Annotated in this window: 25 protein-coding genes; 14 read left to right on the top strand and 11 right to left on the bottom strand. The window is 71.7% G+C overall.

Features of this window, described 5'->3' with window-relative positions; all coding sequences use genetic code 11:
* Positions 1-35 precede the first annotated feature (35 nt).
* Entirely contained in the window at positions 36-1,100 is a 1,065-nt protein-coding gene (locus OHB13_RS07240) for a D-alanyl-D-alanine carboxypeptidase family protein (RefSeq protein WP_328376362.1), read from the top strand.
* A gap of 24 nt (positions 1,101-1,124) precedes the next feature.
* Here the strand turns inward: OHB13_RS07240 and OHB13_RS07235 are convergent, their stop codons facing one another.
* Positions 1,125-2,213 (bottom strand): aldo/keto reductase, encoded by a 1,089-nt coding sequence (locus tag OHB13_RS07235; RefSeq protein ID WP_328376360.1) that lies wholly within the window; start codon positions 2,211-2,213, stop codon positions 1,125-1,127.
* A gap of 244 nt (positions 2,214-2,457) precedes the next feature.
* On the opposite strand from OHB13_RS07235, the gene OHB13_RS07230 reads away from it, so the two are divergent.
* Positions 2,458-3,306, top strand: a complete 849-nt coding sequence (locus OHB13_RS07230; RefSeq protein WP_328376358.1) for an AraC family transcriptional regulator — start codon at positions 2,458-2,460, stop codon at positions 3,304-3,306.
* Positions 3,307-3,344: 38 nt separating this feature from the next.
* Here the strand turns inward: OHB13_RS07230 and OHB13_RS07225 are convergent, their stop codons facing one another.
* Entirely contained in the window at positions 3,345-4,130 is a 786-nt protein-coding gene (locus OHB13_RS07225) for a GNAT family N-acetyltransferase (RefSeq protein WP_266858222.1), read from the bottom strand.
* 140 nt (positions 4,131-4,270) lie between these two features.
* Between OHB13_RS07225 and OHB13_RS07220 the strand changes: the two genes are divergently transcribed.
* Positions 4,271-5,059, top strand: a complete 789-nt coding sequence (locus OHB13_RS07220; RefSeq protein ID WP_328376356.1) for an HAD family acid phosphatase — start codon at positions 4,271-4,273, stop codon at positions 5,057-5,059.
* Between the two features lie 104 nt (positions 5,060-5,163).
* On the opposite strand, the gene OHB13_RS07215 is transcribed toward OHB13_RS07220, so the two are convergent.
* From OHB13_RS07215 to OHB13_RS07205, 3 genes are all read right to left on the bottom strand, one after another.
* On the bottom strand, positions 5,164-5,601 hold the full coding sequence (locus tag OHB13_RS07215) for a hypothetical protein (protein ID WP_328376354.1): 438 nt from the start codon (positions 5,599-5,601) through the stop codon (positions 5,164-5,166).
* A 148-nt stretch (positions 5,602-5,749) separates the two neighbouring features.
* The gene (locus OHB13_RS07210) at positions 5,750-7,198 is read right to left on the bottom strand and encodes a peptidoglycan D,D-transpeptidase FtsI family protein (protein ID WP_266858226.1); all 1,449 of its coding nucleotides are present in this window, start codon (positions 7,196-7,198) and stop codon (positions 5,750-5,752) included.
* A 124-nt stretch (positions 7,199-7,322) separates the two neighbouring features.
* Positions 7,323-8,096: an IclR family transcriptional regulator gene (locus tag OHB13_RS07205; protein ID WP_266858228.1), complete on the bottom strand. Its 774-nt coding sequence runs from the start codon at positions 8,094-8,096 to the stop codon at positions 7,323-7,325.
* A 155-nt stretch (positions 8,097-8,251) separates the two neighbouring features.
* Between OHB13_RS07205 and OHB13_RS07200 the strand changes: the two genes are divergently transcribed.
* From OHB13_RS07200 to OHB13_RS07190, 3 genes are all read left to right on the top strand, one after another.
* A complete protein-coding gene (locus OHB13_RS07200; protein ID WP_266858230.1) occupies positions 8,252-9,778 on the top strand; it encodes an aldehyde dehydrogenase (NADP(+)) in 1,527 nt (508 codons plus the stop codon).
* On the top strand, positions 9,775-10,383 hold the full coding sequence (locus OHB13_RS07195) for a DUF1349 domain-containing protein (protein ID WP_266858231.1): 609 nt from the start codon (positions 9,775-9,777) through the stop codon (positions 10,381-10,383). Before OHB13_RS07200 ends, OHB13_RS07195 begins: the two co-directional genes overlap by 4 nt.
* 122 nt (positions 10,384-10,505) lie before the next feature.
* Positions 10,506-11,015, top strand: coding sequence for a GNAT family N-acetyltransferase (locus OHB13_RS07190; RefSeq protein WP_266858232.1), 510 nt, complete (start codon positions 10,506-10,508; stop codon positions 11,013-11,015).
* Positions 11,016-11,054: 39 nt separating this feature from the next.
* Here OHB13_RS07190 and OHB13_RS07185 read toward each other — a convergent pair whose 3' ends face one another.
* From OHB13_RS07185 to OHB13_RS07175, 3 genes are all read right to left on the bottom strand, one after another.
* Positions 11,055-12,815, bottom strand: a complete 1,761-nt coding sequence (locus tag OHB13_RS07185; RefSeq protein ID WP_328376349.1) for a hydrogenase maturation protein — start codon at positions 12,813-12,815, stop codon at positions 11,055-11,057.
* A gap of 221 nt (positions 12,816-13,036) precedes the next feature.
* The gene (locus tag OHB13_RS07180) at positions 13,037-13,228 is read right to left on the bottom strand and encodes a ferredoxin (protein WP_266858235.1); all 192 of its coding nucleotides are present in this window, start codon (positions 13,226-13,228) and stop codon (positions 13,037-13,039) included.
* A 20-nt stretch (positions 13,229-13,248) separates the two neighbouring features.
* Positions 13,249-14,466: a cytochrome P450 gene (locus OHB13_RS07175; protein ID WP_266858237.1), complete on the bottom strand. Its 1,218-nt coding sequence runs from the start codon at positions 14,464-14,466 to the stop codon at positions 13,249-13,251.
* A 110-nt stretch (positions 14,467-14,576) separates the two neighbouring features.
* On the opposite strand from OHB13_RS07175, the gene OHB13_RS07170 reads away from it, so the two are divergent.
* Both OHB13_RS07170 and OHB13_RS07165 read left to right on the top strand, forming a co-directional pair.
* Complete coding sequence (locus tag OHB13_RS07170) at positions 14,577-15,260, top strand: TetR/AcrR family transcriptional regulator (protein WP_266858238.1); 684 nt, start codon at positions 14,577-14,579, stop codon at positions 15,258-15,260.
* A gap of 154 nt (positions 15,261-15,414) precedes the next feature.
* Entirely contained in the window at positions 15,415-16,137 is a 723-nt protein-coding gene (locus OHB13_RS07165; protein WP_328380233.1) for a DsbA family oxidoreductase, read from the top strand.
* A gap of 23 nt (positions 16,138-16,160) precedes the next feature.
* On the opposite strand, the gene OHB13_RS07160 is transcribed toward OHB13_RS07165, so the two are convergent.
* Entirely contained in the window at positions 16,161-17,291 is a 1,131-nt protein-coding gene (locus OHB13_RS07160) for a serine hydrolase domain-containing protein (protein WP_328376346.1), read from the bottom strand.
* A complete protein-coding gene (locus tag OHB13_RS07155) occupies positions 17,288-18,130 on the bottom strand; it encodes an IclR family transcriptional regulator (RefSeq protein WP_266858242.1) in 843 nt (280 codons plus the stop codon). The genes OHB13_RS07160 and OHB13_RS07155 overlap by 4 nt, the downstream gene beginning before the upstream one ends.
* A gap of 54 nt (positions 18,131-18,184) precedes the next feature.
* On the opposite strand from OHB13_RS07155, the gene OHB13_RS07150 reads away from it, so the two are divergent.
* Genes OHB13_RS07150 through OHB13_RS07130 form a run of 5 tightly spaced genes read left to right on the top strand, consistent with a single transcriptional unit; the run spans position 18,185 to position 23,397 of the window.
* A complete protein-coding gene (locus tag OHB13_RS07150; protein WP_328376345.1) occupies positions 18,185-19,759 on the top strand; it encodes an ABC transporter substrate-binding protein in 1,575 nt (524 codons plus the stop codon).
* On the top strand, positions 19,756-20,754 hold the full coding sequence (locus OHB13_RS07145; protein WP_266858246.1) for an ABC transporter permease: 999 nt from the start codon (positions 19,756-19,758) through the stop codon (positions 20,752-20,754). Before OHB13_RS07150 ends, OHB13_RS07145 begins: the two co-directional genes overlap by 4 nt.
* 50 nt (positions 20,755-20,804) lie before the next feature.
* Positions 20,805-21,713: an ABC transporter permease gene (locus OHB13_RS07140; RefSeq protein WP_266858247.1), complete on the top strand. Its 909-nt coding sequence runs from the start codon at positions 20,805-20,807 to the stop codon at positions 21,711-21,713.
* Complete coding sequence (locus OHB13_RS07135) at positions 21,710-22,540, top strand: ABC transporter ATP-binding protein (RefSeq protein ID WP_328376342.1); 831 nt, start codon at positions 21,710-21,712, stop codon at positions 22,538-22,540. The genes OHB13_RS07140 and OHB13_RS07135 overlap by 4 nt, the downstream gene beginning before the upstream one ends.
* Positions 22,537-23,397, top strand: coding sequence for an ATP-binding cassette domain-containing protein (locus OHB13_RS07130; protein ID WP_328376340.1), 861 nt, complete (start codon positions 22,537-22,539; stop codon positions 23,395-23,397). Before OHB13_RS07135 ends, OHB13_RS07130 begins: the two co-directional genes overlap by 4 nt.
* Positions 23,398-23,423: 26 nt before the next feature.
* On the opposite strand, the gene OHB13_RS07125 is transcribed toward OHB13_RS07130, so the two are convergent.
* Positions 23,424-24,392, bottom strand: coding sequence for an ROK family protein (locus OHB13_RS07125; RefSeq protein ID WP_328376338.1), 969 nt, complete (start codon positions 24,390-24,392; stop codon positions 23,424-23,426).
* A gap of 50 nt (positions 24,393-24,442) precedes the next feature.
* Between OHB13_RS07125 and OHB13_RS07120 the strand changes: the two genes are divergently transcribed.
* Positions 24,443-25,231: a creatininase family protein gene (locus tag OHB13_RS07120; RefSeq protein WP_328380232.1), complete on the top strand. Its 789-nt coding sequence runs from the start codon at positions 24,443-24,445 to the stop codon at positions 25,229-25,231.
* The last annotated feature ends 38 nt before the right edge of the window (positions 25,232-25,269 follow it).

Below are 25,269 nucleotides of genomic sequence, written 5' to 3'. Positions count from 1 at the left end.
ATACCGGCGTCCCCACGCCGGAAGAAGGGACGCCCATGGGTTCCCACGCCCGCCCCAACCGGATCCACCGCACCGGAGTCCGGATCGCGATGGTCGCACTGGTCGGAGCCGCCCTGCCGCTCGCCGCCGGCGGCCTCGCCGAGGCGGCCACCCCCGGTGCCACGCACTCCGCCGACGACAACGGCGCGCAGGGCAGCGAGGCCACCACCCCGGCCGGCCAGAACCAGCACGTGCAGCAGCAGTCGCAGCCGGCGCAGCACGCCGTCAGGGCCGCCGACGCTCAGAACGCCCAGGACACGAAGGATCAGGCCGGTCCGCAGATCAGCGCCGATCACGCCTTCCTGCTGGATGCCCGCGACGGCAGCCAGGAGCGGGAGATGTGGGCCGGGGCCAAGGCCGACGAGAGCGTCCCGATGGCCAGCACCACCAAGATCATGACCGCCCTGGTGGTGCTCAAGCACCCCGAGTGGCTGAACCACCAGATCACGGTGAAGCAGGAATACCGGGACTACGTCCAGCAGGTCGGCGGCAGCACCGCCGACCTCCAGACCGGTGACACGCTGACCGTCGAGCAGCTGATGCACGCCATGCTGCTCCCGTCCGGTGACGACGCCGCGATGGCCCTGGCCGACAACCTCGGCTCCGGGGCCACCCAGGATGCCCGGATCGCGGACTTCGTGAGCCAGATGAACGCCGAGGCGCAGCAACTCGGCCTCACCGGCACACATTTCGACACCTTCGACGGCGTCTCGCACGGCAACAACCACAGCACCGCCCGCGATCTGGCCAAGCTCGGCCAGCGCGCGATGCTGCAGCCGGTGTTCGCCGACATCGTGAAGGAAAAGCAGTTCAAGACCGAGGCCCCGGCGGCCAACGGCCACACCCGGTACTACACCTGGAACACCACCAACGAGCTGCTGGGCACGTACGACGGTGCCCTGGGCGTCAAGACCGGAAGTGGCCCCGAGGACGGCTACTGCTTCGTCTTCGCCGCCAAGCGGGACAACCGCACCCTGGTCGGCGCGATCCTCAAGGACAAGGACGACGCCTCCCGCTTCGGCGACGCCACCAAGATGCTCGACTGGGGCTTCGCCCACTGAACTGAGCAGGCAGCGCCTCCGCCCCTACCGGCGGCGGCGCAGCCTCGCGTCCTCGATCGCGGGCGGTGCGGCCGCGTAGTTGTCCGCCGGGTCGAGGTCGGTTCCCGGCGGGACGATCTCGTCGATCCGGTCGAGGATCTCGTCCGACAGCTCGATGTCCGACAGTTCGGTACGGGGCAGCCGTGTGTGAGACAGCCCGGTGTGAGGCAGCCCGGTCCCGGCACCATGGAGAAGCCCGTCCAGCTGTTCCTGTGTACGGGGACCGATCAGGACCGTGGAGACCGCCGGATGCGCGCGTACGAAGGCGATCGCGAGCTGCGGCAGCGTCATCCCCGCCTCCTCCGCGAGCACCGTGAGCCGGGCGAGCGCCGCGGCCTTCAGCGCACCGGCCGGAGTGGACGTGTCGTAGTGCGACGGGAAGACGGACGACATCAGCCTGGCCCGGTGGGTGGCCGGGAGGTCCGCCCGCCCGGAGAGCCAGCCGCTGTTCAGCGGACTGAAGGTCAGCACACCCAGTCCGTGGCGGAGCGCGGTCGGGAGCACGGCGGCCTCCGGCCTGCGGGTGAAGATGGAGTACATGGGCTGCTCGGTCAGGAACCGGTGGGATCCGCGCCGCTCCGCCGTCCACTGCGCCTCGACCATCATCTCCGCAGGGAACATGGACGATCCGAACGCCCTGATCTTGCCTGCCTGTACGAGGTCGGACAGCGCGGCGAGCGTCTCGCCGGTCTCGGTCCGGTGGTCGGGCCGGTGGATCTGGTAGAGGTCGATGTAGTCGGTGCCGAGCCGGCGGAGGCTGTCCTCGACCGCGCGTACGATCCACCGCCGTGAGCCGCCCCGCTGGTTCGGGTCGTCGCCCATCGGCCGTCCGAACTTCGTCGCGATGACCAGGCCGTCCCTGCGGCCCTTGACGGCCTTGCCGACGATCTCCTCGGACTCGCCCCTGGAGTAGACGTCGGCCGTGTCGATGACATTGATCCCGGCGTCGAGCGCGCTGTGGATGATACGGATCGCGTCCCCGTGGTCCGCGTTGCCCAGACTCCCGAACATCATCGCGCCGAGCGCGATCTCGCTGACGGATATTCCGGTCGACCCGAGGGTCCTGCGCTTCATTACGTCATGCCTCCGGCGCTTCGCTTGCAGATTCCCCACCAGCCAACACGCCGCCCCCGCCCGTCCGGTAGACGAATCCTGCCGCCCGCTTGCACGATCCTGCCGACATTGCTCTAATCCCGCCATGACAGTCGCGCCAGTACCAGAGGGGGCAGCACCGGACGCGCCGGCACCGGATGCGGCAGCACCACCCGGATCCGCGGCGCGGACCGCGGAACTTCTCGGTGAGCTACGGACGCTGATCGTGCGCCACGCAGGCCGCGGCCCGCAGCTGAAGACGGAGATCCTGGACGGCGTGGCCATCACCTGCGCGTACCGTCCCACCCTCCCGGTGAGCGCGATGGCGGAACCGTCGCTCGCGGTCGTCGGCCAGGGCGTCAAGCGCACGATCCTGAACGGCGTGCCCCACGACTACCGGGCGGGGCAGTACCTCGTCGTGTCGGTCGACCTGCCGGTGACCGGTCAGGCGCTCGAAGCCGATGAGGACGAACCCTTCGTCGTCTTCAGCATGACGCTGGACCCGGCGGCGATCGCACCGCTGCTCCTGGAGACCGGCAACACCACGAAACCGCCCGCCTTCACGGGCCTCGCGGTCAGCGACGCGACGCCCGAACTGCTCGATCCGGTCGTCCGGCTGCTGCGCCTGCTGTGTCGCCCGGACGACCTCCGGGTGCTCGCACCCGGCATCGAACGGGAGATCCTGTGGCGTCTCATCACCGGTGACCAGGGCGCGCTGGTCCGCCAGATCGGCCTCGCCAACAGCAGCATCGCGCACATCTCCCGCACGATCCGCTGGATCCGCCGGCACTACGACGAACCGCTGCGCATCGCGGACCTCGCCGACCTGGCCGGTATGAGTCCGTCGGCCTTCCACCGGCACTTCCGCTCCGCGACCTCGATGACCCCGATCCAGTTCCAGAAGCAGATCCGGCTGCGGGAGGCGCGCGCCCTGCTCCTGACAGGACCGGTGGACGTCGCGGACATCGGCCACCGGGTGGGCTACGGGAGCCCGTCCCAGTTCAGCCGCGAGTACCGCAAGGCGTTCGGCGCCCCGCCAGGCCGGGACGCGGCCCGGCACGCGGAGCACGGCTGACGGACGCACGGCCGCCGGAACAGCGCACTCCCGACGAACTAGCCGCGCACCCCGTACACATGGGGGGTCGTGGTGGTGAGCGCGGCGAAGCCCAGCCGCTGGAGGATCGGGCGGCTGTCGTCGGACGCGTCGACCTGGAGGAGGCGGACGCCGCGTGCGGCGGCGATTCCCGCGCGGTGGGCGACCAGGGCGCGGTAGATGCCGCGACCACGCCAGGCCGGGGCCGTGCCGCCGCCCCAGAGACTGGCGAAGCCGGTGCCCGGACAGAACTCCATCCGCGCCGCGCAGACCGGTTCGTCACCGGCCATCGCCACCACCGCGGCCAGCGAATCCGGGTCATCGGTCAGCCGGTTCAGCACCTGCTGGTGGATCCGTGAACCGTCCTCGCCGAACGCCGCCTCGTGCGCGCGTGTCATGAGAGCCACCCCGGCCGCATCGGTCACGGGACGCAGCTCCACCCCTGCGGGCAGCCGCACCTCGGTCGGCAGCGACCGGACCTCGGCGACCATCAGGGTCTCCGGCGGCTCGGGTGTGAACCCGGCCGCCACGAGCCGGTCCGCCAGGTCGGCCGGGCGGTCGTGGGCGTACAGCTTCCACTCGAACTCGCGGTTCAGCGCGGTGAAATGCCGGACCTCCCCGGCGATCGCCGCATCGGCGGTGGCCGAGTCGAGCCCGGACCAGACGACACCGTTCCAGCTGTCGGCGTCCGGACCGGTCTGCCGCACGACGTCGCCGACACGTTCGACCACGCTGCCGGGGCCGTCCGGGGGAGCGTCCCGCCGCATCCGAAGGTCGAACTCCGCCCGTACCGCTTCGAGATCCATCCGGTCACTCAACAACGGGGCCCCACGGGCCGCAACCGGGTTTCTCCGCAACAGATCCGCAAAGTGCCTTGTGCAGTCCATGTGATGCGCGTAGACATCCAGTGACCTGCAGTTCACCAACAGAACCGGAGCAGACGCGTATGCCCTCCAGACTCGCCAGGATCTCCGCGTGTACGGTCGCCCTCGCCGCGGCCGGCAGCGCCCTCTACGGCATCGGCGTCGCCACCGCCGACAATTCAGTACCGCGGACGGACCGGGAGATCCCCAACGTCACCAAGGTCGAAGACAGCATCAACGCCTACTACGGCGGTACGGCGGACGCCTCGGGCGCCTACCAGGCCTCGCCGAAGAGCAACTACGCCAAGCAGGTCGAAGGCATCGAGGCGCGGGCGAAGCGGCAGATCGCCGGGGCCGCCCACCGCACCGGCCACGGCCGCAAGCCCGCCATCGTGCTGGACGTGGACGACACGACGCTGCTCACCTACGACTACGAGAAGAAGAACGGCTTCGCCTACAACGCAACCGCCTTCAACGACTACGTCCAGAGCGCGCGGTCGATCGCGGTCTTCGGGATGTCCGACGTCGTCAACTACGCCGCGAAGAAGGGCGTTACGGTCTTCTTCCTGACCGGACGTGACGAGACGCAGCGCACCGCTTCGGCCACCAACCTGACCCGGGCCGGATACCAGGTGCCCGTGGACAGGTCCCACTTCTACCTCAAGGACCCGAACGCGGCCCCGCCCTATCTGAGCTGCGGTACGCCGAAGTGGACCTGCACCACGGTCCAGTTCAAGGCCGGGACGAGGAAGCACATCGAGTCGCTCGGTTACGACATCGTCGCCAACTTCGGGGACCAGTACTCCGACCTCAGCGGCGGTTACGCCGACAAGACGTACAAGATCCCGAACCCGATGTACTTCCTGCCGTGACCGGACCGGTCCCGCGCTGACAGCCGCCGGGGGAGGGGCCGCTCCGTGCCCGCTCCTCCGGCGACGGGGAACGGACTCGCCTGCGCCGTCAGGGCGTCAGCTCGTCAGGTCGTTGGGGCTGGAGCCGCGCGCCGCGCCCTGACCGTCTCGTACCGCAGCGCCACGCCCGTCACGACCGCGCCGGTTCCCTCCCACAGCCCCACACCCAGGAACCCGGAGGGCGCGCGGCCGGACACGACGGCCGTGGTGAAGACCGCGAAGGTCAGCAGCCGGAACGGCACTGTCCAGCGGAAGAAGCCCTTCCAGTCGGCGGCGGCAGCCAGTACGTAGTACACGCCCATGTTCACCGCGGCCATCGAGGAGGCCGTGATGAAGGTCCGGGTGTAGTCGGACGCCGGGCGGCCGGCGGCGGGGGCGGCGAAGCCCATGGTCTTCAGCAGCGCGTCGGGGGAGATCAGACCCACGGCTCCCAGGACGGCGGCGAGCACGCCGAAGACGGCCATGGTCCAGCCGGACGGGGAACGGGGCAGTCGTATGACCATGGCGGCACCCTACGGCCCGGCGCGCCTGCCGGGGGCCGTAATGGATCAACGTAAAGGATCACCGGACTGGACGACCGGACTGGATGACCGGACTGGATGACCGAACGGGATCTCCGATCGGGACCACCGATCGGCTGTCACCGGCCGGCTACTTCAGCGCCGCCGCCATCATCTTCTGGGCGACAGGCCCCGCCAGGCCGTTGCCGCTCACCTCCGCACGGGCCGCGTCCGAGTCCTCGACGAGCACCGCGACAGCCACCTCCTTACCGGTCGACTTGTCCTTCGCGTACGACGTGAACCAGGCGTACGGCGCCTTGTCGTTGTTCACACCGTGCTGGGCCGTGCCGGTCTTGCCGCCCACCACGGCGCCGGGGACCTTCGCGCTCGAACCCGTGCCCTGCTCGACGACCGTCTGCATCGCACTCTGGAGCTGGGCCGCCGTGGACGACGAGACGATCCGCTTGCCCTGGTCCTTCCCGTAGGACTGGAGGGTGTTGCCGTCGCCGTCCGTCACCTTGGAGACCATGTGGGGGTCGGCCATCACCCCGTCGTTCGCCAGGGCGGACGTCACCATCGCCATCTGGAGCGGGGTGGCCGTCACATCGAACTGGCCGATGCCGCTCAGCGCCGTCTGTGCCTTGTCCATGTGCGAGGGGTAGTTGCTCGGCCAGGCGCGCACCGGCACGTCCTGCTTGGAGTCGTTGAAGCCGAACTTCTCCGCCATCGCCTTCACCTTGTCCTGGCCCAGGTCGTCGGCCACCTTGGCGAAGACGGTGTTGCAGGAGTATTCGAGGGCGGTGCGGAGCGTCGCGTTCTTGCAGGGGTCCGATGCGCTCTCGTTCGTGAGGTCCGTGGTCGTGCCCGGGAGCCGGTAAGGGTCGGGGCTGTCGGTCTTCTCGTCGATCGACGAGAAGAGCCCGTCCTCCAGCGCGGCCGACGCGACCACCAGCTTGAAGGTCGACCCCGGGGGCAGCGGCTGGCGCAGCGCCCGGTTGAGCATCGGCTGGTTCTTGTCGGTGGTCAGCTGCTTCCAGGCGTCGCCGTCCGTCGTACCGCTGATCTTCGACGGGTCGTAGGACGGCGTGGACACCATCCCCAGGATCTGGCCGGTCTTCGGATCGATGGCGACGGCGGCGCCCTTCTTGCTGCCGAGCGCTTCGTACCCCGCCTTCTGCACGGAGGGGTCGATGGTCGTCAGGACGTCACCGGGGGCGGTCTGCTTGCCGGTGAGCGCGTCGATCGGGTTCTTCAGCCGGCTGTCCGTCCCGTCGAGGACGTCGCTGTAGATCCCTTCGAGCTGCGTCGACCCGTACGCCTGCGAGCTGTACCCGGTCACGGCCGAGTACAGGTCTCCGTCGGCGTATGTCCGCTTGTAGGCGAGGTCGCCGCCGTCCGTCCGCTTCGACCCGGTGACCGACCTCCCTCCCACGATGATGTCGCCCAGCGGCTTCGCGTACTGCGCGATGGCGGTCCGCCGGTTGTTCTTGTTGTCTGCGAGGGCCTTGCTCTCGTACGTCTGCACCCAGGTCGCCCGCACGAGCAGAGCGAGGACCAGCAGCAGGCAGAAGACCGAGGCGCGCCTGATTGTCTTGTTCATCCCGTGTGAGGACGAGTGGGGCGGGCGGAACCGTTCCTTTCCGGCGGATTTCTCAGCGATCTCTCATCTGCCGGGCCGCCGGGCCGCCGGGTTGCCGGGCTGCCGTACTTCCGGCCGTCGTGGCTCAGAGCCGCCGGGTGGCGAGGGTCAGCCGGTCGCGGGCGTCGAAGAGCGCGTCCTTGACCATCTGCTCGTGGGCCGGGGTGAGCCTGGCCACCGGTACCGAGCAGCTGATCGCGTCGCGGGCCGGGGTCCGGTACGGGATCGCCACGCCGAAGCAGCGCAGCCCCAGCGTGTTCTCCTCGCGGTCCACGGCGTACCCCTGCTCGCGGACGAGGTGCAGCTCCTCGATGAGCTTCTCGCGGTCGGTGATGGTGTGCTCGGTCAGCTGCGGCATGGTCTCCGGCAGCATCTTGCGGACCTGCTCGTCACTGTGGGTGGCGAGCAGCGCCTTGCCCAGTGAGGTCGAGTGCGCGGGCAGCCTGCGGCCGACCCGGGTGAAGGGGCGCAGGTAGTGCTGCGACTGCCGGGTGGCCAGATAGACCACGTTGGTTCCGTCGAGGCGGGCGAGGTGGATGGTCTCCGTCGTGTCGTCGGAGAGCCGGTCCAGGGTGGTCCGGGCCGCCGCGACCACCTCGTCGCCGTCGATGTACGACGTACCGACGAGCAGGGCGCGTACGCCGATGCCGTACCGGGTGCCGGTCGCGTCGGTCTCCACCCAGCCCAGCTCCACCAGTGTGCGCAGCAGCATGTAGAGACTGGACTTGGGGTAGCCGACCGCCTCCTGCACGGCCGCGAGCGAGTGCATACCGGGGCGCCCGGCGAAGTACTCCAGCAACTCGACCGTCCGCACCGCGGACTTGACCTGCGCCCCACCTGCTGCCTCGGCAGTCGACATTCGACCCTGCCCCTCTTGTCAATGCTGAACGCGCGTTATTAGAGTTCCAGGAGAAATTCATCATCAGGAACAGTGTTCAGAATACCGAACAACTTTACCGAACAACTCGTTGTGCGGCAGTGGTTTGCGGCAGTGGATCTGGAAGGACGTTCGCGGTGGCAGCAACACCAGTCTGGAGTGTCGACCCCCGAACCGGGAAGCAGCGCGAGCAGGTCGCGCTGGAGGCCACGACGGCCGAGGTGGACCAAGTGGTCCGCGCCGCCCACGCCGTGTGTGCGTCGCTCGCCGACCGCAGGATACGGGCGGCCCTGCTGCGCACCGCCGCCGACCTGCTCGACGAGGCCGGGCCCCATGTCATCGAGGCCGCCGACGCCGAGACCGCGCTCGGTCCCGGCCGGCTCACCGGTGAACTGGCCCGCACGACCGCGCAGTTCCGGGCCTTCGCCGACGTGATCGACGAGGGTTCGTTCCTCGACATCCGCATCGACCACCCGGACGCCGCCGCGACCCCGCCCCGGCCCGACCTGCGCCGGTACAAGCTGCCGCTGGGCGTCGTCGCGGTGTACGCGGCGAGCAACTTCCCGCTGGCCTTCTCGGTACCGGGCGGCGACACCGCGAGCGCACTGGCGGCCGGCTGCCCGGTCGTGGTCAAGGCGCACCCCGACCACCCCGCGACGTCCGAACTGTGCGCCTCCGTGCTGCACCGGGCCGCCGAGCAGGTCGGTCTCGACCCCGCGGTGGTCTCCGTGGTGCACGGCTTCGACGCCGGAGTGGCGCTCGTCAAGCACCCGCTGGTCTCCGCCGCCGGTTTCACCGGCTCGCTGCGTGGCGGCCGCGCCCTCTTCGACGCGGCTGCCGCCAGGCCGGTCCCGATCCCCTTCCACGGCGAGCTGGGCTCGCTCAACCCGGTCGTGGTGACGGAGGCCGCGGCCGCCGAGCGCGCCGAGGAGATCGGGGCAGGGCTCGCGGGCTCCGTCACACTCGGCACCGGCCAGTTCTGTGTGAAGCCCGGCTTCGTGCTCGCGCCCACCGGGCCCGGCGGCGACGCCCTGGTCAAGGCCCTGACCGCCGCGGTCAGCGACAGCGAGGCCGGTGTCCTCCTCGACCACCGGATGCGCGACAGCTTCCTGACGGGCGTACGCGAACGGGCCGCCCTGACCGGGGTCGACGCCCCGGTCACGCCCGGGGCGGGCGGCGAGCACACCGTCAGCGCGGGCTTCCTGACACTGCCCGCCGCGCTGCTCGCGGCGGACGGCGAGCACGATCTGCTCCTGGAGGAGTGCTTCGGACCGGTCACGGTCGTCGCACGCTACGGATCCACCGACGAGATCACCGCGGTGCTCTCCCGGCTGCCGGGCAATCTGACGGCGACCCTCCAGGTCTCCGCCGCCGAGGCCGCGGGCGAGGGCACCGCCGCCGCCCTGCTCGACGAGCTCACCCCGCTCGCCGGGCGGGTCCTGGTCAACGGCTGGCCCACCGGGGTCGCGGTCGCCCCCGCCCAGCACCACGGTGGCCCCTACCCGGCCACCACCTCCACCTCCACCTCGGTCGGCGGCACCGCCATCGAGCGCTGGCTGCGCCCGGTCGCGTACCAGAGCACGCCCGACGCGCTGCTCCCGCCCGAACTGCGCGAGGCCAACCCGCTGGGCCTGCCCCGCCGCATCAACGGGCTGCCCGAGTGACCCGGCTGCCCGAGCTGCCCTTCCCGCTGTTCCCGGAGGGCCCGCAGACCCCCTGGTCGTACGCGGAGGGGGCGCTCTCGGTGCGCGCCGGAGCGCGCGAGGACCTGTTCGTGCCCCCGGCGGGCGACTCGCTCGACCCGGCGTCGGACGCGCCCAGGCTGGTCGGCACGCCACCGCCCGGCGACTTCCAGCTGATCGCCAGGGTGGCGGTCGGCTTCGCCGGCGCGGGGGACGCCGGCGCGCTGTACCTGGAGACCGGCAAACGGGAGTGGGCCAAGCTCTGCTTCGAACTCTCCCCGGACACCCCCACCATCTGCTCGGTCGTCACCAGGGGGCACTCCGACGACGTCAACTCCTCGGTGGTGGAGGGCGACAGCGTCTGGCTCCGGATCAGCCGGACCGGGAAGGCCTTCGCGTTCCACGCGTCGGCCGACGGTGAACGCTGGACCTTCGTACGGGTCTTCGCACTCGGCGACGGACCGGCGGAGACCGGCGCCCGGATCGGCTTCCTGGCCCAGTGCCCCGAGGCGGACGGCTGCGCGGTGACGTTCGACTCCCTCGTCTACCGGGACCGTGCGCCCAAGGGGCTGCGCGACGGGAGCTGACGCCGGGGCCGGGCGGGACCGCGTTCGGCCCCGCCCGGCGGACCGGCCTCACCGCCAGCGCCTGTCGGGCCTCTTTCAACCGCACTGCAACCGCGCGGTGATCAGCCGGCGTCCTTCCCGCCATGACATCCGTTGCTCTGATCCGCCCGGCCCGCCCGGAGGACATCGACACCATCGCCGCACTCCACGCCGCGGCCCGTGCCACGTACTACGAAGGCCGGATACCGGTCGAGGAGTACGCCGGCCCCGAGGTGCACGCGCAGGTGCGGGAGGGGTGGGTCGGCGCGATCGGCCGGCAGGACGGCGGGGTGCTCTGCGCCGAGGTCGCGGGCATCGTCGCCGGGGTCACGTCGTTCCGGGTCTTCAACGGGGCCATGACCCTCATGCAGTTCCACGTCGACCCGGCCCGCTGGAGCCGGGGGATCGGCGGCGCCCTGCACGACGCGGTCGTCGCCGCCTGGCAGCGGGACGCGGTGCCCGAGGCGCGGCTCGAAGTGTACGAACACAATCTGCGCGCCCAGCGGTTCTACGCCCGCCACGGGTGGCTGCCGGCCGAGCCGGCGGTCAGCGACCCCGACAGCGCGCACATCTCGCTGCGGCTGGAGATCCCGGCCGTCCTGGCCCGGAGCTGAGAGCGGGGCACCCCTCCCGGTGGTGGGGGCGGCGTGACGTCATCCCCGGTCGCCCGGGGCTGACGCCTGCTGCGGCGGCCGGTGGATGTCGAGGTGCGGAGGGGTGCCGGTCAGCGGCAGTTTGTGCACGAACGCGCGTCGCAGGGCGTGGTACGGCGCCTCCGGATCGCCGAAGGTGCGGGCCATCCGCGCCAGTTCGTCCTCCCGGTGGGCCGCCAGCGGCATGACCTCCTCCTCGCGCTCCAGCTCCGCCTTCTTGGCCGCGGCCCGCGACTGCGCACCGGAGGACGACGCGAGGAGCGCCGCGAGCCGGATGACCGTGCCCGGGAAGTCCTGCGGGCCGCACTCGACGATCCGGTCCACCAGGCCGATGCGCTGCCCGGCGGCCGCGCTGACCGGCAGCGCCCGCCGCATCAGCTCCCCGGCGACCTCCGCACCCGCCCGGTGCGGCAGCGTGCGGGTCCAGTACTCGGACCCGTACAGGCCCATCAGCCGGTAGTGCGGGTTCAGCACCGCGCCCGCCCTGCACCAGACCTCGTCCGCCGCCAGGGCCAGCATCGCCCCTCCGGCGGCGGCGTTGCCGCCCACGGCGGAGACCACCAGACGGTCGGTGGTCGTCAGAACGGCCTCCACCAGGTCGTCCATGGCGCTGATGTTGGCCCAGGACTCCGCCGCCGGATCGGTGGCCGCCTCGATCACGTTGAGATGGATGCCGTTGCTGAAGAAGTCCCGGCCGCCGCCCAGCACCAGGACCGAGGTGGGCCGGGCCAGAGCGGTCCGGTACGCGGCGAGCAGCCGCTCGCAGTGCGCTGTGCTCATCGCGCCGCCGGGGAAGGAGAACGTCAGGAACCCCGCCTGCCCCTCCTCCCGGTACCGGATGTCGCTCCAGGTGCGGAAGTTCTCGTCCGGCCGCAGAGGCGCGGGGAGTTCGGGCAGTTCCGGGAGCCGGTCGCCGAGCGCGCTGACGGCGGGCAGTTTGTACGTGGGCGGCTGCCCGGAACCGCGCCGGGGCCGCAGCTCCGGGATCCACACCGCCCCGTCGGCCGTCGCCCGGCAGACGGCGCCCGCCCGGGTGGCCAGCAACTCCCCCGGCCGGCCGCGCAGTTGGTCCTCGGGATGACCCCCGTACAGGAACCACTCGGCGCCGAGCAGTTCGTCCCGTACTCCGGGGTTCGAGTCGGCGGCACGCAGCTTGCGTACGACCGCCGCGGTGGAATCCGCCCGCCAGTCGATCCGCCGCTGCTCCTGCCGGAGAAAGGGCCGGGTGCCGATGCTGCGCTGCCGCGCCTGGTGCGTGGGCTCCTGCTGCTGTGGTTCGGGGGAGTACGTGCCTGACGCGAAGCGCTCCACGGCCAGCAGCACGGCCCGCAGCGCCGCGTCGGAGATCTCGTTGCGGTAGAGATCGCTCTTGCCGACCGGGGGTACCGGGCACTCGGCGGTGGCCCAGACGTCACCGGCGTCCATGACCGCGCCGGCCTGCAGAACGGTGACCCCCCACCGGGCCACGCCCTCGTGGATCGCCCAGTCCAGGGAGGAGGGCCCCCGGTCCCCGACGGGTCCCGGATGCACGATGAGGCAGGTGTGCGCCGACCAGATGTCCTGCGGGACAGCGGTCTTCAGCAGCGGGGCGACGATCAGCTCGGGCCGGTGCCGGCTGATGGCCTCCCGCAGCGCCGTGTCGTGCAGGGCGGGGTCCGGCAGCGCGATGGCGACGGCCACCGTGTGGCCGTGGTCCCGCAGCTCGGCGTGCACACGCTGTGTCAGGCTGTTGAAGGCACTCGCGACGAGCAGGATGTGCACGGCGGTCTCCCGGTGATCGGACGCTCCACGGCCGGGGCGGGGCCGGCCGCCTGCGATCGTCGGGCACCCGGACGGCGAGGGGCGGACGCCGGGCTGAGGTGTAGCCCGAAAGCGGAGCACCCTGGGCCATCTGCGGCGTCCGGCCGAGCCGGGTCCGCCCCGGCGCTGATGCGGTCCGCTGTCAGGAACCCGGCCGGCCCCCGCCGTCCCACCAGGGCTGCCTACTCGACGACGCGCACGGCGCCCGACGGGCAGAGCATGCCGGCCTCACGCGCCGCGGCGCGGTCCTCGTCGCCGGGATCGGCGGCCAGCACCTTCACGACACCGTCGTCGTCCTGGTCGAAGACCTCCGGCGCCGTCAGCGCGCACAGGCCCGCGCCCACACAGACCTCCCGGTCGGCCGTCACCCGCATTGCTGCTCCTTCCGCCGCGGTCACCAGGTGACCGGGAGTTCGTTGACGCCCTGGATCGTCGTACCCGGACGCAGGGTCAACCGGTCCACCGGCACCGCCAGCCGCAGGTTCGGCAGCCGGTCGAACAACGCCGTGAGGATGACCTCCAGTTCGAGGCGGGCCAGGTTCTGGCCGAGGCACTGGTGGACCCCGTAGCCGAATGCCAGATGGTGGCGGGCCTCGCGCCGCACGTCGAAGGTGTCCGGCTCCGCGAAGACCGAACTGTCGCGGTTGGCGATGGAGTTGGTGACGATGACACCCTCGCCGGCCCGGATGCACTGGCCGTCGACATCGATGTCAGCCGTCGCGATGCGTGCCCCGGCGATGTCCGCGATCGCCAGATAGCGCAGCAGCTCCTCCACCGCCCCCGGTACCAGCGATGGGTCGGCCCGCAACGCGGCGTACTGCTCGGGGTGTTCGAGCAGGGTGATGACGCTGAGAGAAGTCATCGACGCCGTCGTCTCGTGGCCGGCCACCAGCAGCAGGATGGCGGTCGACACCAGCTCCTCGCGGTCGATCGCGCCCTTCTCCAGCTGCTCCGTGACCAGGGTGCTCAGCAGGCCCGGCCGGCGCTCGCCGCGCAAGGAGTCCACCAGGCCGCCCAGATAGTCCTCCAGCTCGTCCCGGGCGGCACGCGTCCCCGCCACGTCCGTGGACTGGATCAGCCGCCTGCTGGCGTCCTGGAAGAAGTCGTGCTCGGCGTAGGGCACGCCGAGCAGCCGGCAGATCACCATGGACGGCACGGGCAGCGCGAACTGGCTGACGAGGTCGGCGGGCGGCCCGGAGGCGATCATCTCGTCCAGGAAGCCGTGCACGATCTGCTCCACGTCCTCCCGCATCCCCTTGATGCGCCGGACGGTGAACTCGCTGATGGTCATACGGCGCTTCGGCCCGTGCTCGGGCGGGTCGAGGCCGATGAAGGCCGGCCGGCGGTCCCGGAAGCTCACCACGCGCTCGGAGGTCGCCGGGAAGGCGTCGTCCGTCCGGTCGGACGACAGCCGGGGATCGGCGAGCAGCTTTCGCGCGGTGTCGTACCCGGTCACCAGCCATGCCTGCCGGCCGTCGTAGAGGGTGACCCGCTGCAGCGATCCCTCCCGCTCCCGGAGGTCGTTGTACTGGTCGGGAAGTTGGTAGGGGCAGGTGCGGTCGCTGGGAAAGGCGGGGGCGCCTGATGGGGGCGTCGTAACGGTCTCGGTCATCGTTCCCCTCGATGTACTCGACGCTTAAAGAACGGTCCGTTCTCTAATAAGGAGGCTAGGCTGACGCGCTCGGGGTCCACAACGGGTGTTTCGACAAATGGCTGGGAGTCATGCATCCAATCAACGGGGACGCGGCGGACCGTTCGGCCGGCGACCACCGCAGAAACCCTCGCCGCCGGGGCGAGGAGCTGGAGAACGCCATCCTGGCGGCGGTCCTCGACGAACTCGCCGAGGTCGGTTACGCCGGACTGACGATGGAGCGCGTGGCCGTAAGAGCCCGCACCGGCAAGGCCACCCTGTACCGGCGGTGGCCCAGCCGCGCCGAACTCGTCATCGACGCCTGCGCGGCCCGACGCCTGACCGAGGCGGATCTGCCCGACACCGGCGCCCTGCGCACCGACGTGATCGCCGTGCTGCGGCAGCTCTCCGCCAGGCTGGCCACCTCGCACGGCGACATCCTCCGCGGCCTGATCACGGAGGCCATGCACGATCCCGAGTTCGCCCGGCTGGTCCGCGAACGGGTCGGCCCCGCAGGCCCCGGACCGATCAAGAGTGTCCTGTTGCGTGCTGTCGCACGTGGCGAGATCGCGCCGTGGGTGCCCGCCTCACGGCGCGCCACCGTGGCGGTCGACCTGCTCCGCAACCACTATCTGCTCTACGGTGCCCCGGTCCCGGAGGACGTCATCGCCGAGATCGTCGACCACGTCTACCTCCCCCTCCTCCTCGCTCCACGGAGCGCCGTGCCGGACATCCCCGCGGCCCCGCCGTCGACCGGTGCGGCCGGGGAGGCGTAGCCCGCGGAGGGTGCAGCCGTCCGCTGTCAGCGGCGCGTACTTCGCTCGCGCAACCCGGCGAGGGTCCGAAGCCGGGAATGGGCGGGTCCGTGCGCATGTTCACCAGGGTGCGCGGGGGCCTCCTGCGCCGTACGACCCTGGAGAGATGAAGAACATGCGCGTCGAGATCTGGAGCGACATCGCCTGCCCCTGGTGCTACGTGGGCAAGGCCCGGTTCGAGAAGGCCCTCGCCGGCTTCCCGCACCGTGACCAGGTCGAGGTGGTGCACCGCTCCTTCGAGCTCGACCCGGGGCGGGCGAAGGGCGATGCCGCGCCCGTCCTGGAGATGCTCAGCAAGAAGTACGGACTGAGCACGGAGCAGGCACAGGAGGCCGAGAACAACATCGCGGCCAACGCCGGTGCCGAGGGGCTCGGCTACCGCACGGAGGGCCGTGACCACGGGAACACCTTCGACATGCACCGGCTGCTGCACCTCGCCAAGGAGCACGGGCGCCAGGACGAGCTGATCGGGCTGCTCTACCGGGCGAACTTCGCCGACGAGCGGTCCGTCTTCGACGGCGACGCGTATCTGGTGGAGCTGGCCGTGGAGGCCGGGCTCGACGCCGACGCGGTCCGTGCGGTGCTCGCCGACCCTGGCGCCTACGCCGACGACGTACGCGCCGATGAGCGCGAGGCGGCTGAACTCGGTGCGAACGGCGTGCCGTTCTTCGTCCTCGACCGGGCGTTCGGAGTGTCCGGCGCCCAGCCCGCCGAGGTCTTCACCCAGGCGCTCGGCCAGGCCTGGGACGCCAAGCCCCGGCTCGCCGCGGTCGGCGGGGACGGCGAGGTCTGCGGCCCCGACGGCTGCGAGGTCCCGGCGACGGGCGACCCGGCCTGACCCTCCGGCTGCTCCGCCCCTGGTCACCGCCCGCCGAGAAGGTGCGCCGCGTCGTGGAAGGCGCGGCGCACCGCTGCGATGCCGTCCCCGTCCCGGCTGGGATGCACCCGGTTGGTGAGCAGCACCGCGTACCGTCCGGTCGCCGGGTCGACCCACAGGCTCGTGCCCGTGAACCCGGTGTGCCCGTACGAGTCCGGCCCGAAGGAGTCGCCGACGGGGGAGCCGGCCGGGTCCTGGCCCTGCCAGGCGAGCCCCCTGCGCAGCGCGAGACCGTCCGTGTGGCCCGCTGTCATCAGGGCGAACGTCGCGGGGCGCAGCAGCTCCCGCCCGCCGCCCGCCAGTGACCGGCCCAGCCGCTCCATGTCGCCCAGGGTGGCGAACAGACCGGCGTGGGCGGCCACCCCGCCGAGTACAGCGGCGTTCTCGTCGTGCACCTCGCCGCTCACCACCCGGCCGCGCCACGGGCAGTCCTCGGTGGCCACCGCGCGGGCCCGGCCCGCCGCGTCCGGGGTGAATCCGGTGTCCGTCAACCCCAGGGGTGCGCAGACCAGTTCCGCCACCAGCCGGTCCAGCGGGCGCCCGGTGGCGGCCTCCGCGATCAGCCCGAGCAGGATGAAGCCCTGCGAGGAGTACTCGACGCGGGTGCCCGGGGGAGCGGTCGGCGGCAGCTCCCGTACCGCGTCCAGCAGCGCCGCACGCGTCGGGCTCTCCCGGTAGAGCGGTACCCGGCCGGGCAACCCCGAGGTGTGCGTGAGCAGTTGATAGAGCGTCAGGTGTGATTTGTCGCCGCCCCGGTACTCCGGCAGATGCGCGCCGACCGTGTCGGTGAGCGCCAGGGCGCCCGCATCGATCAGGGCCATCACCGCGAGGCCCGCGACCGGTTTGGTCACCGATGCGAGATCCCACAGCTCGCTGCCGTCGAGCTCAGGACCGGCCCAGCTCCTGGTGCCGGTCCAGCCCCGGTCCAGCGGGCCGTCGGCGGTGCCGACCGACCAGGCGGCAGCCGAGTACACCCGGCGCTCCCGTCCGGCGGCGAGCAGGTCGGCCGGCCGGCCGGTGTCCGCCGCACCTCCCGCCGGCTCCGTACCCCCCGCTGGTTCCCTGCCCACCGCTGAGTCGGTGCCTGCCGCCGAGTCCATGCCTGCCGCGCTCATGTCCGGTCACCGTCCCATGCGGTCGTGCCTCCGACGACGCCCAGTGCGGGGCCGCTGCTGCCGAGGCCGGCCGAGACCGTACGGGCCGCCGCGCGCACCATCGGGCCGAACAGTCCGGCGCTCTCCGGATCCAGGGTGAACGTCAGCCCGGAGATGCCGATCGCGCCCACCACCCGCCCGTCCCCGTCCGTCACCGGTGCGGCCACCGCGCGGACGTCCAGCTCGTGGTACTCGTCGTCGACCGCGTAACCCCGCTCCGCCGTACGGCGCAACTCGGCCCGGATCGCGCGGGGTTCGGTGAGCGTACGGGAGGTGTGTGCGGTGAGCGGGGTCTCTTCGAGTACCGCTGCCACCTCCGGCTCCGGCAGCGCGGAGAGCATCGCCAGACCCGCCGCGGTGCAGTACAGCGGGGTCTCGCCGCCGGGCCGGGTGCTCAGCAGGTAGCCGCGCACCGGTTCGGACTGCTCCAGGTGTACGGCGGTGGTCCGGTGCCGTACCGCGTAGTACGCGAGCTGGCCGGTGCGGGTGCGCAGATCGGCCAGTGCCGGGCGGACCAGCCGGAGGTCGTCCCCGGTGTCCAGCGCGGCGGCGGCCAGGCCGAGCAGCCGGGGCCCCGCGCGGTAACTGCCGCCCTCCGCCGGCTGGGCGAAGCCGTACTCGGCCATCGTCCGCAGATGGCGGTGGACCGTCGGTTTGGTGAGTCCGGTGCGCCGCGCGATCTCGCCCAGCCGGTGCGGGCCGCCCGTCTGTACCAGTGCCTCCAGTACCTCCATCGCTTTGTCGACCGGGCCCTTCCCGGGCTCCTGCTCGCTCGATCGGGTGTTGACCGTGTTCGGCATGACGCCTAGCTTAACCCCATCGCATTCCATCTTCCGGAACGGAAGTGTTGTTCAATGGAACGAATACGTCAGGGGTGGGCCGTGGACCGCAATCACCCGTCCCGCCGCGACGTGGTGCGGCTCGGCGGTCTGCTCGTCCCGGCCGTCGCCGCCCCGGCTCTCCTGACGGGGTGTGGTGCCGACCCCGCGAGCAGCGCCGGCAATGTCCTGCGGGTCTCGCAGCCCGGCGACGCCACGACCATGGACCCGCAGAAACAGGGCGACATGGTGTCGATGAACGCCCTGATCAACATGTTCGACACGCTCACCACCCGGGGCCGCGACAACAAGCTGCACCCGCGCCTGGCGCTCTCCTGGACGGCCCGCTCCGAGCGGACCTGGAGGTTCCGGCTGCGCCCCGGCGTGAAGTTCCACAACGGCGAACCCTGCGACGCGGCCGCCGTGAAGTTCAGCATCGAGCGGCTGCTCGACCCGGCGACCAAGTCGCCCATCGTCGAGCTGCGTTACGTGAAGAGCGTGAGCGTCGTCGACCGGCTCACCGTGGACGTGCACACCACGCTGCACGACCCGATCCTGCCCGACAAGCTCTCCCTGTTCGGCGGAGTCGTCGTCCCGCCGCGCTATATCGCCGGTGCCGGGGACGAGGGATTCGCCAACCACCCCGTCGGCACAGGCCCGTTCACCTTCGTCAGCTGGCAGCGCGACCACCAGCTGCGGATGCGGGCCAACCCCGGGCACTGGCAGGGCAGGCCGAGCGTGGACGAACTGGTCTTCAGCCCGGCGCCCAACCCGTCCTCCTCGCTCGCGGCCCTCCAGAGCGGCGGCGTCGACCTCGTCACCGGGCTGACCCCCGACGCCGCCCAGCAGCTGGACGGGTACACCGGGGTGACGCTGGACAGCTACCCCGGCATCCGCACCTCGTACCTCTCGCTGAACACCCTGGACGGCGGCCCGCTGGGCGACCACCGGGTGCGGCAGGCGCTCAACCACGCGATCGATGTCCCGCTGCTGATCAAGGCGGTGCTGGGCGGCAAGGCCCGTGAGGTCCCCGCGATGATCCCGCGCGGCGCCTTCGGCTTCGACCCGTCCGTCAAGCCCTTCACCCGCTCGGCGGCGAAGGCCCGCGCACTGCTTGCCGAAGCCGGATACCCGCACGGCTTCTCCACCACGCTCACCGCGTCCAACGTCGACTCCAACGTCGCCGAAGCGCTCTCCGGACTCCTCGCCCGCGCCGGGGTGCACGCCCGCGTCGCCCTCCTCGACCCCGGTACGTACGCGGCCCGGCTCACCTCCGACGACCACGGCGCGCTCGGCCCGATGTATCTGGCGGCGAGCACCGTCTGGACCCTCGACGGCGAGAGCATGCTCCAGTCCGTCGTACGCAGCGACCGCAGGCAGAGCCGCTGGCACTCCAAGGAGGCCGACCGGCTCATCGACACCGAGGAGCTGTCGGTCGACCCCGCGGAACGCGCCCGCGCCTTCTCCGACCTCCAGCGGCTGATGCGCGAGCAGGCGCCCTTCGTCTTCCTCTACCAGCTCGACAACATCCTCGCCCGCAACGCGCGGCCCCGGTGGAAACCGGGCGTCGTGGGCTCGCTGGCCATGCAGAACGCGGAGGTCACGGTATGAGCGACCTGTCCCTCCGGGAACCGGACACGACGACGCCCGGCCCGGCCCGCCGTACCGCCCGCGACCGGACCCGGCTGCTGCGCGGCGTCCTGGTGCGGCTGGGCACCGCACTGCTCGTCCTGCTGTGCACGGCGACCGTCTCGTTCTTCCTGGTCCGGCTCTCCGGCGACCCCGTCAAACAGCTGCTCCCGCCGGACGCCACCGCACACCAGGAGACCGTGCTGCGGGCGAGCCTCGGACTGAACCGGCCGCTGCTCACCCAGTACCTGGACTTCCTGTGGGGGCTGCCCCGCCTCGACTTCGGGAACTCCCTCTTCTACAACGAACCGGTCAGGACCGTCCTGGCCGACCGGCTGCCCGCCACCCTCCAACTCGCGGGCGCCGCACTGGTGGTGACCCTGGTCATCGCGGTCCCGGCCGGGATCTTCGCGGCCATGCGCCGCGGCCGGGCCTCCGACCGCGGAGTGATGACCGGAGTGCTGCTCGGACAGTCCACCCCGCCCTTCTGGGTCGGCATCCTGCTGATCCTGGTCTTCGCGGTGGGACTGCATGTCCTTCCGGCGTCCGGATACGGCACCTTCGCCAACCTCGTACTCCCCGCGGTCACCCTCGCCGTCTACTCCATCGCGGTCGTCGCCCGGCTGCTGCGGTCCTCGCTGATCGACGTGCTCTCCTCCGACCACATCCGTACCGCGAGGGCCAAGGGGTTCGGCCCGGTCAAGGTGGTGCTCAGGCACGGGCTGCGCAACGCGTCGCTGCCCGTGATCACGGTGGTCGGCCTCGAAGTGGGCAGCCTGCTCGGCGGCGCGATCCTCACCGAACAGGTCTTCTCCTGGCCCGGCGTCGGACAGCTGACGATCGAGGCCATCTCCAAACGCGACTTCCCGCTGGTCCAGGCAACGGTGCTCTTCTTCGCCGCCACCTTCGTCGTGGTGAACCTGCTGGTGGACCTCTCCTACAGCTTCCTCGACCCGAGGGTGAGGTCAACCAAGTGAGTCCGCTGCGCCCGGTGAGTCCCAAGAACACGACGAACACGCCGGACACGATGCCTGTTGCACCGCCGGCACCTCCCGCCCCGGCCGCGCCGCCGGCCCGCGGTCCCGGATCCGCCGCACTGCGGGCCCTGCTGCGCAACCGGCTCGCGGTCATCGCCCTGGCCGTACTCGCGGTCATGCTGATCGCCGCCGTGTTCGCCCCGCTCATCGCCCCCTGTGACCCGAACGCCCAGAACCTGCTGCTGCGGCTCCGGCCGCCCGCCTGGCAGCACGGCGGCAGCAGCGCCCATCTCCTCGGCACCGACCAGCTCGGCCGGGACATGCTGTCCCGCGTCATCTACGGCACCCGGGTGTCGCTCCTTGTGGGCGCGGGCGCCGCGCTCCTCGCCGGAGTCATCGGCACCGCCGTCGGGCTGGCCTCCGGCTACTTCGGCGGCTGGACCGACCGCGTACTGATGCGGCTGGCCGACGTCCAGCTGGCCTTCCCGGCGATTCTGCTGGCGCTGGCCATCGTCGGATTCCTCGGCTCCGGCCTCTGGTACGTGATCCTCGTGCTCGGCTTCACCGGCTGGGTCTCCTACGCCCGCGTCGTCCGCTCCGAGGTCATGTCGCTGCGCTCCCGCGACTTCATCACCGAGGCACGGGCCATCGGCGTCACGGACGCCACCATCATGCGCCGCCATCTGCTGCCCAACGTGATGGCGCCTCTCGCCACCATCGGCACCCTGCACATCGCCGCCGCCATCGTCGCCGAGGCGTCCCTGAGCTACCTCGGCCTCGGTGTCCCCAAGGAGACCGTCACCTGGGGCTCGATGCTCTCCGACGGACAGCTCTACCTGGGCACCTCCTGGTGGCTCGCCGTCTTCCCCGGAGCCGCCCTGATGATCACCTCGCTCGCTGTCAACATCACCGGCGACGCCCTGCGCGACGTCGCGGACCCGAAGGCGTACCGCCGATGAAGCCCACCCCCGCGCCCACCCCCGAACCCGCAGATCCGCTGCTCCGCATCAACGACCTCAGCGTCGACTTCCGGCTCGAAAGCTCCACCGTGCACGCCGTCCGGGGTGTCTCCCTGGAGGTCGACGCCGGGGAGACGCTCGCCGTCGTCGGCGAGTCCGGCAGCGGGAAGACGGCCACCGCACTCTCCGTACTGCGCCTCAACCCGGCGCCGCCCTGCGTCTACAGCGGCGGCGAGATCCTCTTCGACGGCCACGACCTGCTCGCGCTCTCCGAGAAGGAGCTCGGCCGGATCAGGGGCCATGACATCGCCATGGTCTTCCAGGATCCGATGACCAGCCTCGACCCGCTCCAACGGGTCGGCAGCCAGGTCGCCGAAGTGCTCAGGCACCACCGGGGGCTGTCCAGGTCCGAAGCCCGGGAGGCCGCCGTCGCGGCCCTGGACGAGGTCGGCATCCCCGACCCGGAACGCCGCTACCGGCAGTACCCGCACGAGCTCTCCGGCGGGCTGCGCCAGCGCGTGATGATCGCGACCGCGCTGGTCGCCAGGCCGCGGGTGCTCATCGCCGACGAGCCGACCACCGCCCTCGACGTCACCGTGCAGCGGCAGATCCTCGATCTCCTGGTCGAGCTGCGGCAACGGCACGGCATGGCCGTCGTCCTCATCACCCACGACCTCGGCGTGGTGGCCGAGACCGCCGACCGGGTCGCCGTCATGAACCGCGGCCGGGTCGTGGAGACCGGCGACGTCCTGGACGTCTTCGCGCACCCGGCGGACGACTACACCCGCCGGCTCCTGGACGCCACCCCCCGATTGGAGCCGGCATGACATCAGGACAAGGCAGTCCACTGCTCGAACTGGACGGACTGCGCAAGGAGTTCGGCAGCAGGCCGGTGAGCGTGGCGGTGGACGACGTGTCGCTGACGGTGTACGAGGGCGAGACCCTGGCCCTGGTCGGCGAATCGGGGTGCGGCAAGACCACGCTGACCAGGCTGCTGCTGCGGCTCATCGAACCCACCGCGGGCCGTGTGCGCTTCGCCGGGCAGGACCTCGGCGCCCTTACCCCGGCCCAGCTGCGCTCCGTACGGCGGGAGATGCAGGTCGTCCTCCAGGACCCGTACTCCAGCATGAACCCGCGGATGCGGATCGCCGACATCGTGGCGGAACCCCTGGTCACCCACGATCCGGCGGCACGCGGGCGACGCGGCAGGGCCCGCACCAGGGAGCGGGTCGGTGAACTCCTGGAGGCGGTCGGTCTGGACGCGGGTATCCAGGACCGCTATCCGCACGAGTTCTCCGGCGGTCAGCGCCAGCGCGTCTCGATCGCCCGCGCGCTCGCCATCGAACCCCGGCTCGTGGTGCTCGACGAACCCACCAGCGCTCTCGACGTCTCCGTGCAGGCCAGGATCCTCGATCTGCTCGCTGAGCTCCAGCAGCGGCTGGGCCTGACCTATGTCTTCGTCTCGCACAACCTGGCCGTGGTGCGCCAGGTCGCTGACCGGGTCGCCGTGATGCGCAGGGGCGCCCTGGTGGAGGTCGGCGACGCGGCCGACGTCTTCCGGCGCCCCCGGCACGAGTACACCCGCCGGCTCCTCGACGCGGTCCCCGACCCGGACCCGCGCACCGCACGCCGGACGGCGGGGCCCCGCAGGGAGAGCGCCGGGGCGGAGGCGGATCAGCGATGACCGGACCTGCCCCGGCGCTCGCCGACCTACAGCTGCGACAGGACGAGACCGGCCCCGCCGAGCAGCGCCACATCGTCCACGGCCGCCGGGCTGACCTGCACCCTCGGCAGTTCGGCGGCGCCCGACGCCCCGTCGGCGCTGTCGGCGCGCAGCCGCTCCTCGATCAGCGTACGGAACCGCTCGCCGCCCTCACGGGCCTCGCCGTGCAGCACGAAGAGGCCGGGGGCGAAGAGCTGCTGCACGTTCACCAGGCCCAGGGCCACGTTCCGCGCGTACTCCTCGACGACCCGGCGGGCCTGCTCGTCCGGCCGCTCCACCAGACCGGCCAGCGAAACGCGGTCGCCGAGCCCGGCCGCCCGCGAGCGCTCCCGCAGCCAGCGGGTGGTGGCCACCGTCTTCCAGCAGCCGCGGCGGCCGCAGGTGCATGGGTCGCCGCTGGCCGACACCGTCATATGGGCGCCGCTGCGGCCCCCGGGCGGTGCCAGCACCTCACCGCCGTAGAGGATGCCCACCCCCAGCACCTCACCGGTCGAGACCGAGGCGAAGGTACGCCGCCCGCGCCCCGCACCGAACCAGCGGTCGCCGAGCACCTGGAGCCTGGCCCGGTGCTCGACCCGCACCCGCAGCCCGGTCAGAGCGCCCAGCCGTTCGGCCACCGGGTAGCCGTGCAGCGCCGGAACGTCGTTGACCTCGGTGATCAGGCCCGCCTCCGGGTCGACGAGGCCGGCGGCGGCCACCCCGACCCCGTCCGGATCATGACCGGCGAAGACCCGGGCCGCCCCGGCGAGTGCGGCGTCGATGTCGCGGGTCGTCGCCGCGCCCGCGTCGTACCTGGCCTCCTCCCGCTCCAGCACGGCGCCCGACATCGTCAGGACGGCCGCCGTGACCCGGCCGGGCACCAGCTCGACCGCGCCGAGCGTCCGCCGGGCGCCCGGCACGAGGGGGGCCGGAGCGGGCTCGGGCACCAACCGCAACGGAGAACGTCTCTGCACCATGCGCCGACTCTGCCACGGCGGAGTTTCGAGGAGGTAGCGCTGTGAGCCAACTGCAACCGAGCCAACCGCGGCCGACCGGCCAGGCCCGGCTGACCGAACTGACCTGGGGCGAGGTGCGCGCGGCCGGTGAGCACGGCATCGCCCTGCTGCCCATCGGGTCCCAGGAGCAGCACGCCGGACATCTGCCGATGGGCACCGACACCCTGCTCGCCGAGGCGGTGATCGACCGGGCGGGCGCCCTGCTCGCCGGGGAGCCGGACGCACCGGAACTCGTACGGCTGCCGGCCCTGCCCTTCGGGCACAGCCCGCACCATCTGTTCGCCGCCGCCGTCTCGCTCTCCGCCGCCACCCTGGGCGCGGTGCTGGACGACATCCTGGACTCGCTCGTGACCAGCGGATACCGCCGGATCATGGTGGTGAACGGACACGGCGGCAACGACGAGATCATGCGCCTCGCCGTGAAGCGGTTCGCGCTGCGCTCCGATGTGACCGTCGCCGCCTGCTCGTACTGGACCGTCACATCGGGCGCGGACGACGGGGGCAGGCCCGAGGTCACCCCCGGCCACGCCGGATGGTTCGAGACCTCGCTGATGCTGGCGGCCCACCCGGACCTCGTCCGTACGCCGGTACCGGCCCGCGCGCCCGTCGAGCCCCCACCGCTCTTCGACAACCCGCCGTACCCGGGGCTGACCGTGGAGCGCCACGGCGAGTGGGAGCGAGTGGGCGGTGCGACCGACGACGCGTCCGGCGCCGACGCGGAGCGGGGCACCCGGCTGCTCGACGACCGGGCCACCGGGCTGGCCCGCGCGATCCGCGCGTTCGACGCGGCGACCCGCTGAGCCGCCGGATCCCTGCACCGAGGCATCCCCGAAGAGCC

Origin of the sequence: Streptomyces sp. NBC_00440 (genome assembly GCF_036014215.1) — a bacterium.
Lineage (GTDB): Bacteria > Actinomycetota > Actinomycetes > Streptomycetales > Streptomycetaceae > Streptomyces.
The sequence above is the reverse complement of the archived record's forward strand: the minus strand, read 5'-3'. Positions and strand labels throughout refer to the sequence as shown.

Bases quoted from the DNA above. Each gene is read 5' to 3' on its own strand.
- OHB13_RS07240 (WP_328376362.1), top strand. From the start codon at position 36: ATGGGTTCCCACGCCCGCCCCAACCGGATCCACCGCACCGGAGTCCGG.
- OHB13_RS07235 (WP_328376360.1), bottom strand. From the start codon at position 2,213: ATGAAGCGCAGGACCCTCGGGTCGACCGGAATATCCGTCAGCGAGATC.
- OHB13_RS07225 (WP_266858222.1), bottom strand. From the start codon at position 4,130: ATGGATCTCGAAGCGGTACGGGCGGAGTTCGACCTTCGGATGCGGCGG.
- OHB13_RS07220 (WP_328376356.1), top strand. From the start codon at position 4,271: ATGCCCTCCAGACTCGCCAGGATCTCCGCGTGTACGGTCGCCCTCGCC.
- OHB13_RS07215 (WP_328376354.1), bottom strand. From the start codon at position 5,601: ATGGTCATACGACTGCCCCGTTCCCCGTCCGGCTGGACCATGGCCGTC.
- OHB13_RS07210 (WP_266858226.1), bottom strand. From the start codon at position 7,198: ATGAACAAGACAATCAGGCGCGCCTCGGTCTTCTGCCTGCTGCTGGTC.
- OHB13_RS07205 (WP_266858228.1), bottom strand. From the start codon at position 8,096: ATGTCGACTGCCGAGGCAGCAGGTGGGGCGCAGGTCAAGTCCGCGGTG.
- OHB13_RS07190 (WP_266858232.1), top strand. From the start codon at position 10,506: ATGACATCCGTTGCTCTGATCCGCCCGGCCCGCCCGGAGGACATCGAC.
- OHB13_RS07180 (WP_266858235.1), bottom strand. From the start codon at position 13,228: ATGCGGGTGACGGCCGACCGGGAGGTCTGTGTGGGCGCGGGCCTGTGC.
- OHB13_RS07175 (WP_266858237.1), bottom strand. From the start codon at position 14,466: ATGACCGAGACCGTTACGACGCCCCCATCAGGCGCCCCCGCCTTTCCC.
- OHB13_RS07170 (WP_266858238.1), top strand. From the start codon at position 14,577: ATGCATCCAATCAACGGGGACGCGGCGGACCGTTCGGCCGGCGACCAC.
- OHB13_RS07165 (WP_328380233.1), top strand. From the start codon at position 15,415: ATGCGCGTCGAGATCTGGAGCGACATCGCCTGCCCCTGGTGCTACGTG.
- OHB13_RS07160 (WP_328376346.1), bottom strand. From the start codon at position 17,291: ATGAGCGCGGCAGGCATGGACTCGGCGGCAGGCACCGACTCAGCGGTG.
- OHB13_RS07155 (WP_266858242.1), bottom strand. From the start codon at position 18,130: ATGCCGAACACGGTCAACACCCGATCGAGCGAGCAGGAGCCCGGGAAG.
- OHB13_RS07150 (WP_328376345.1), top strand. From the start codon at position 18,185: ATGGAACGAATACGTCAGGGGTGGGCCGTGGACCGCAATCACCCGTCC.
- OHB13_RS07145 (WP_266858246.1), top strand. From the start codon at position 19,756: ATGAGCGACCTGTCCCTCCGGGAACCGGACACGACGACGCCCGGCCCG.
- OHB13_RS07140 (WP_266858247.1), top strand. From the start codon at position 20,805: ATGCCTGTTGCACCGCCGGCACCTCCCGCCCCGGCCGCGCCGCCGGCC.
- OHB13_RS07135 (WP_328376342.1), top strand. From the start codon at position 21,710: ATGAAGCCCACCCCCGCGCCCACCCCCGAACCCGCAGATCCGCTGCTC.
- OHB13_RS07130 (WP_328376340.1), top strand. From the start codon at position 22,537: ATGACATCAGGACAAGGCAGTCCACTGCTCGAACTGGACGGACTGCGC.
- OHB13_RS07125 (WP_328376338.1), bottom strand. From the start codon at position 24,392: ATGGTGCAGAGACGTTCTCCGTTGCGGTTGGTGCCCGAGCCCGCTCCG.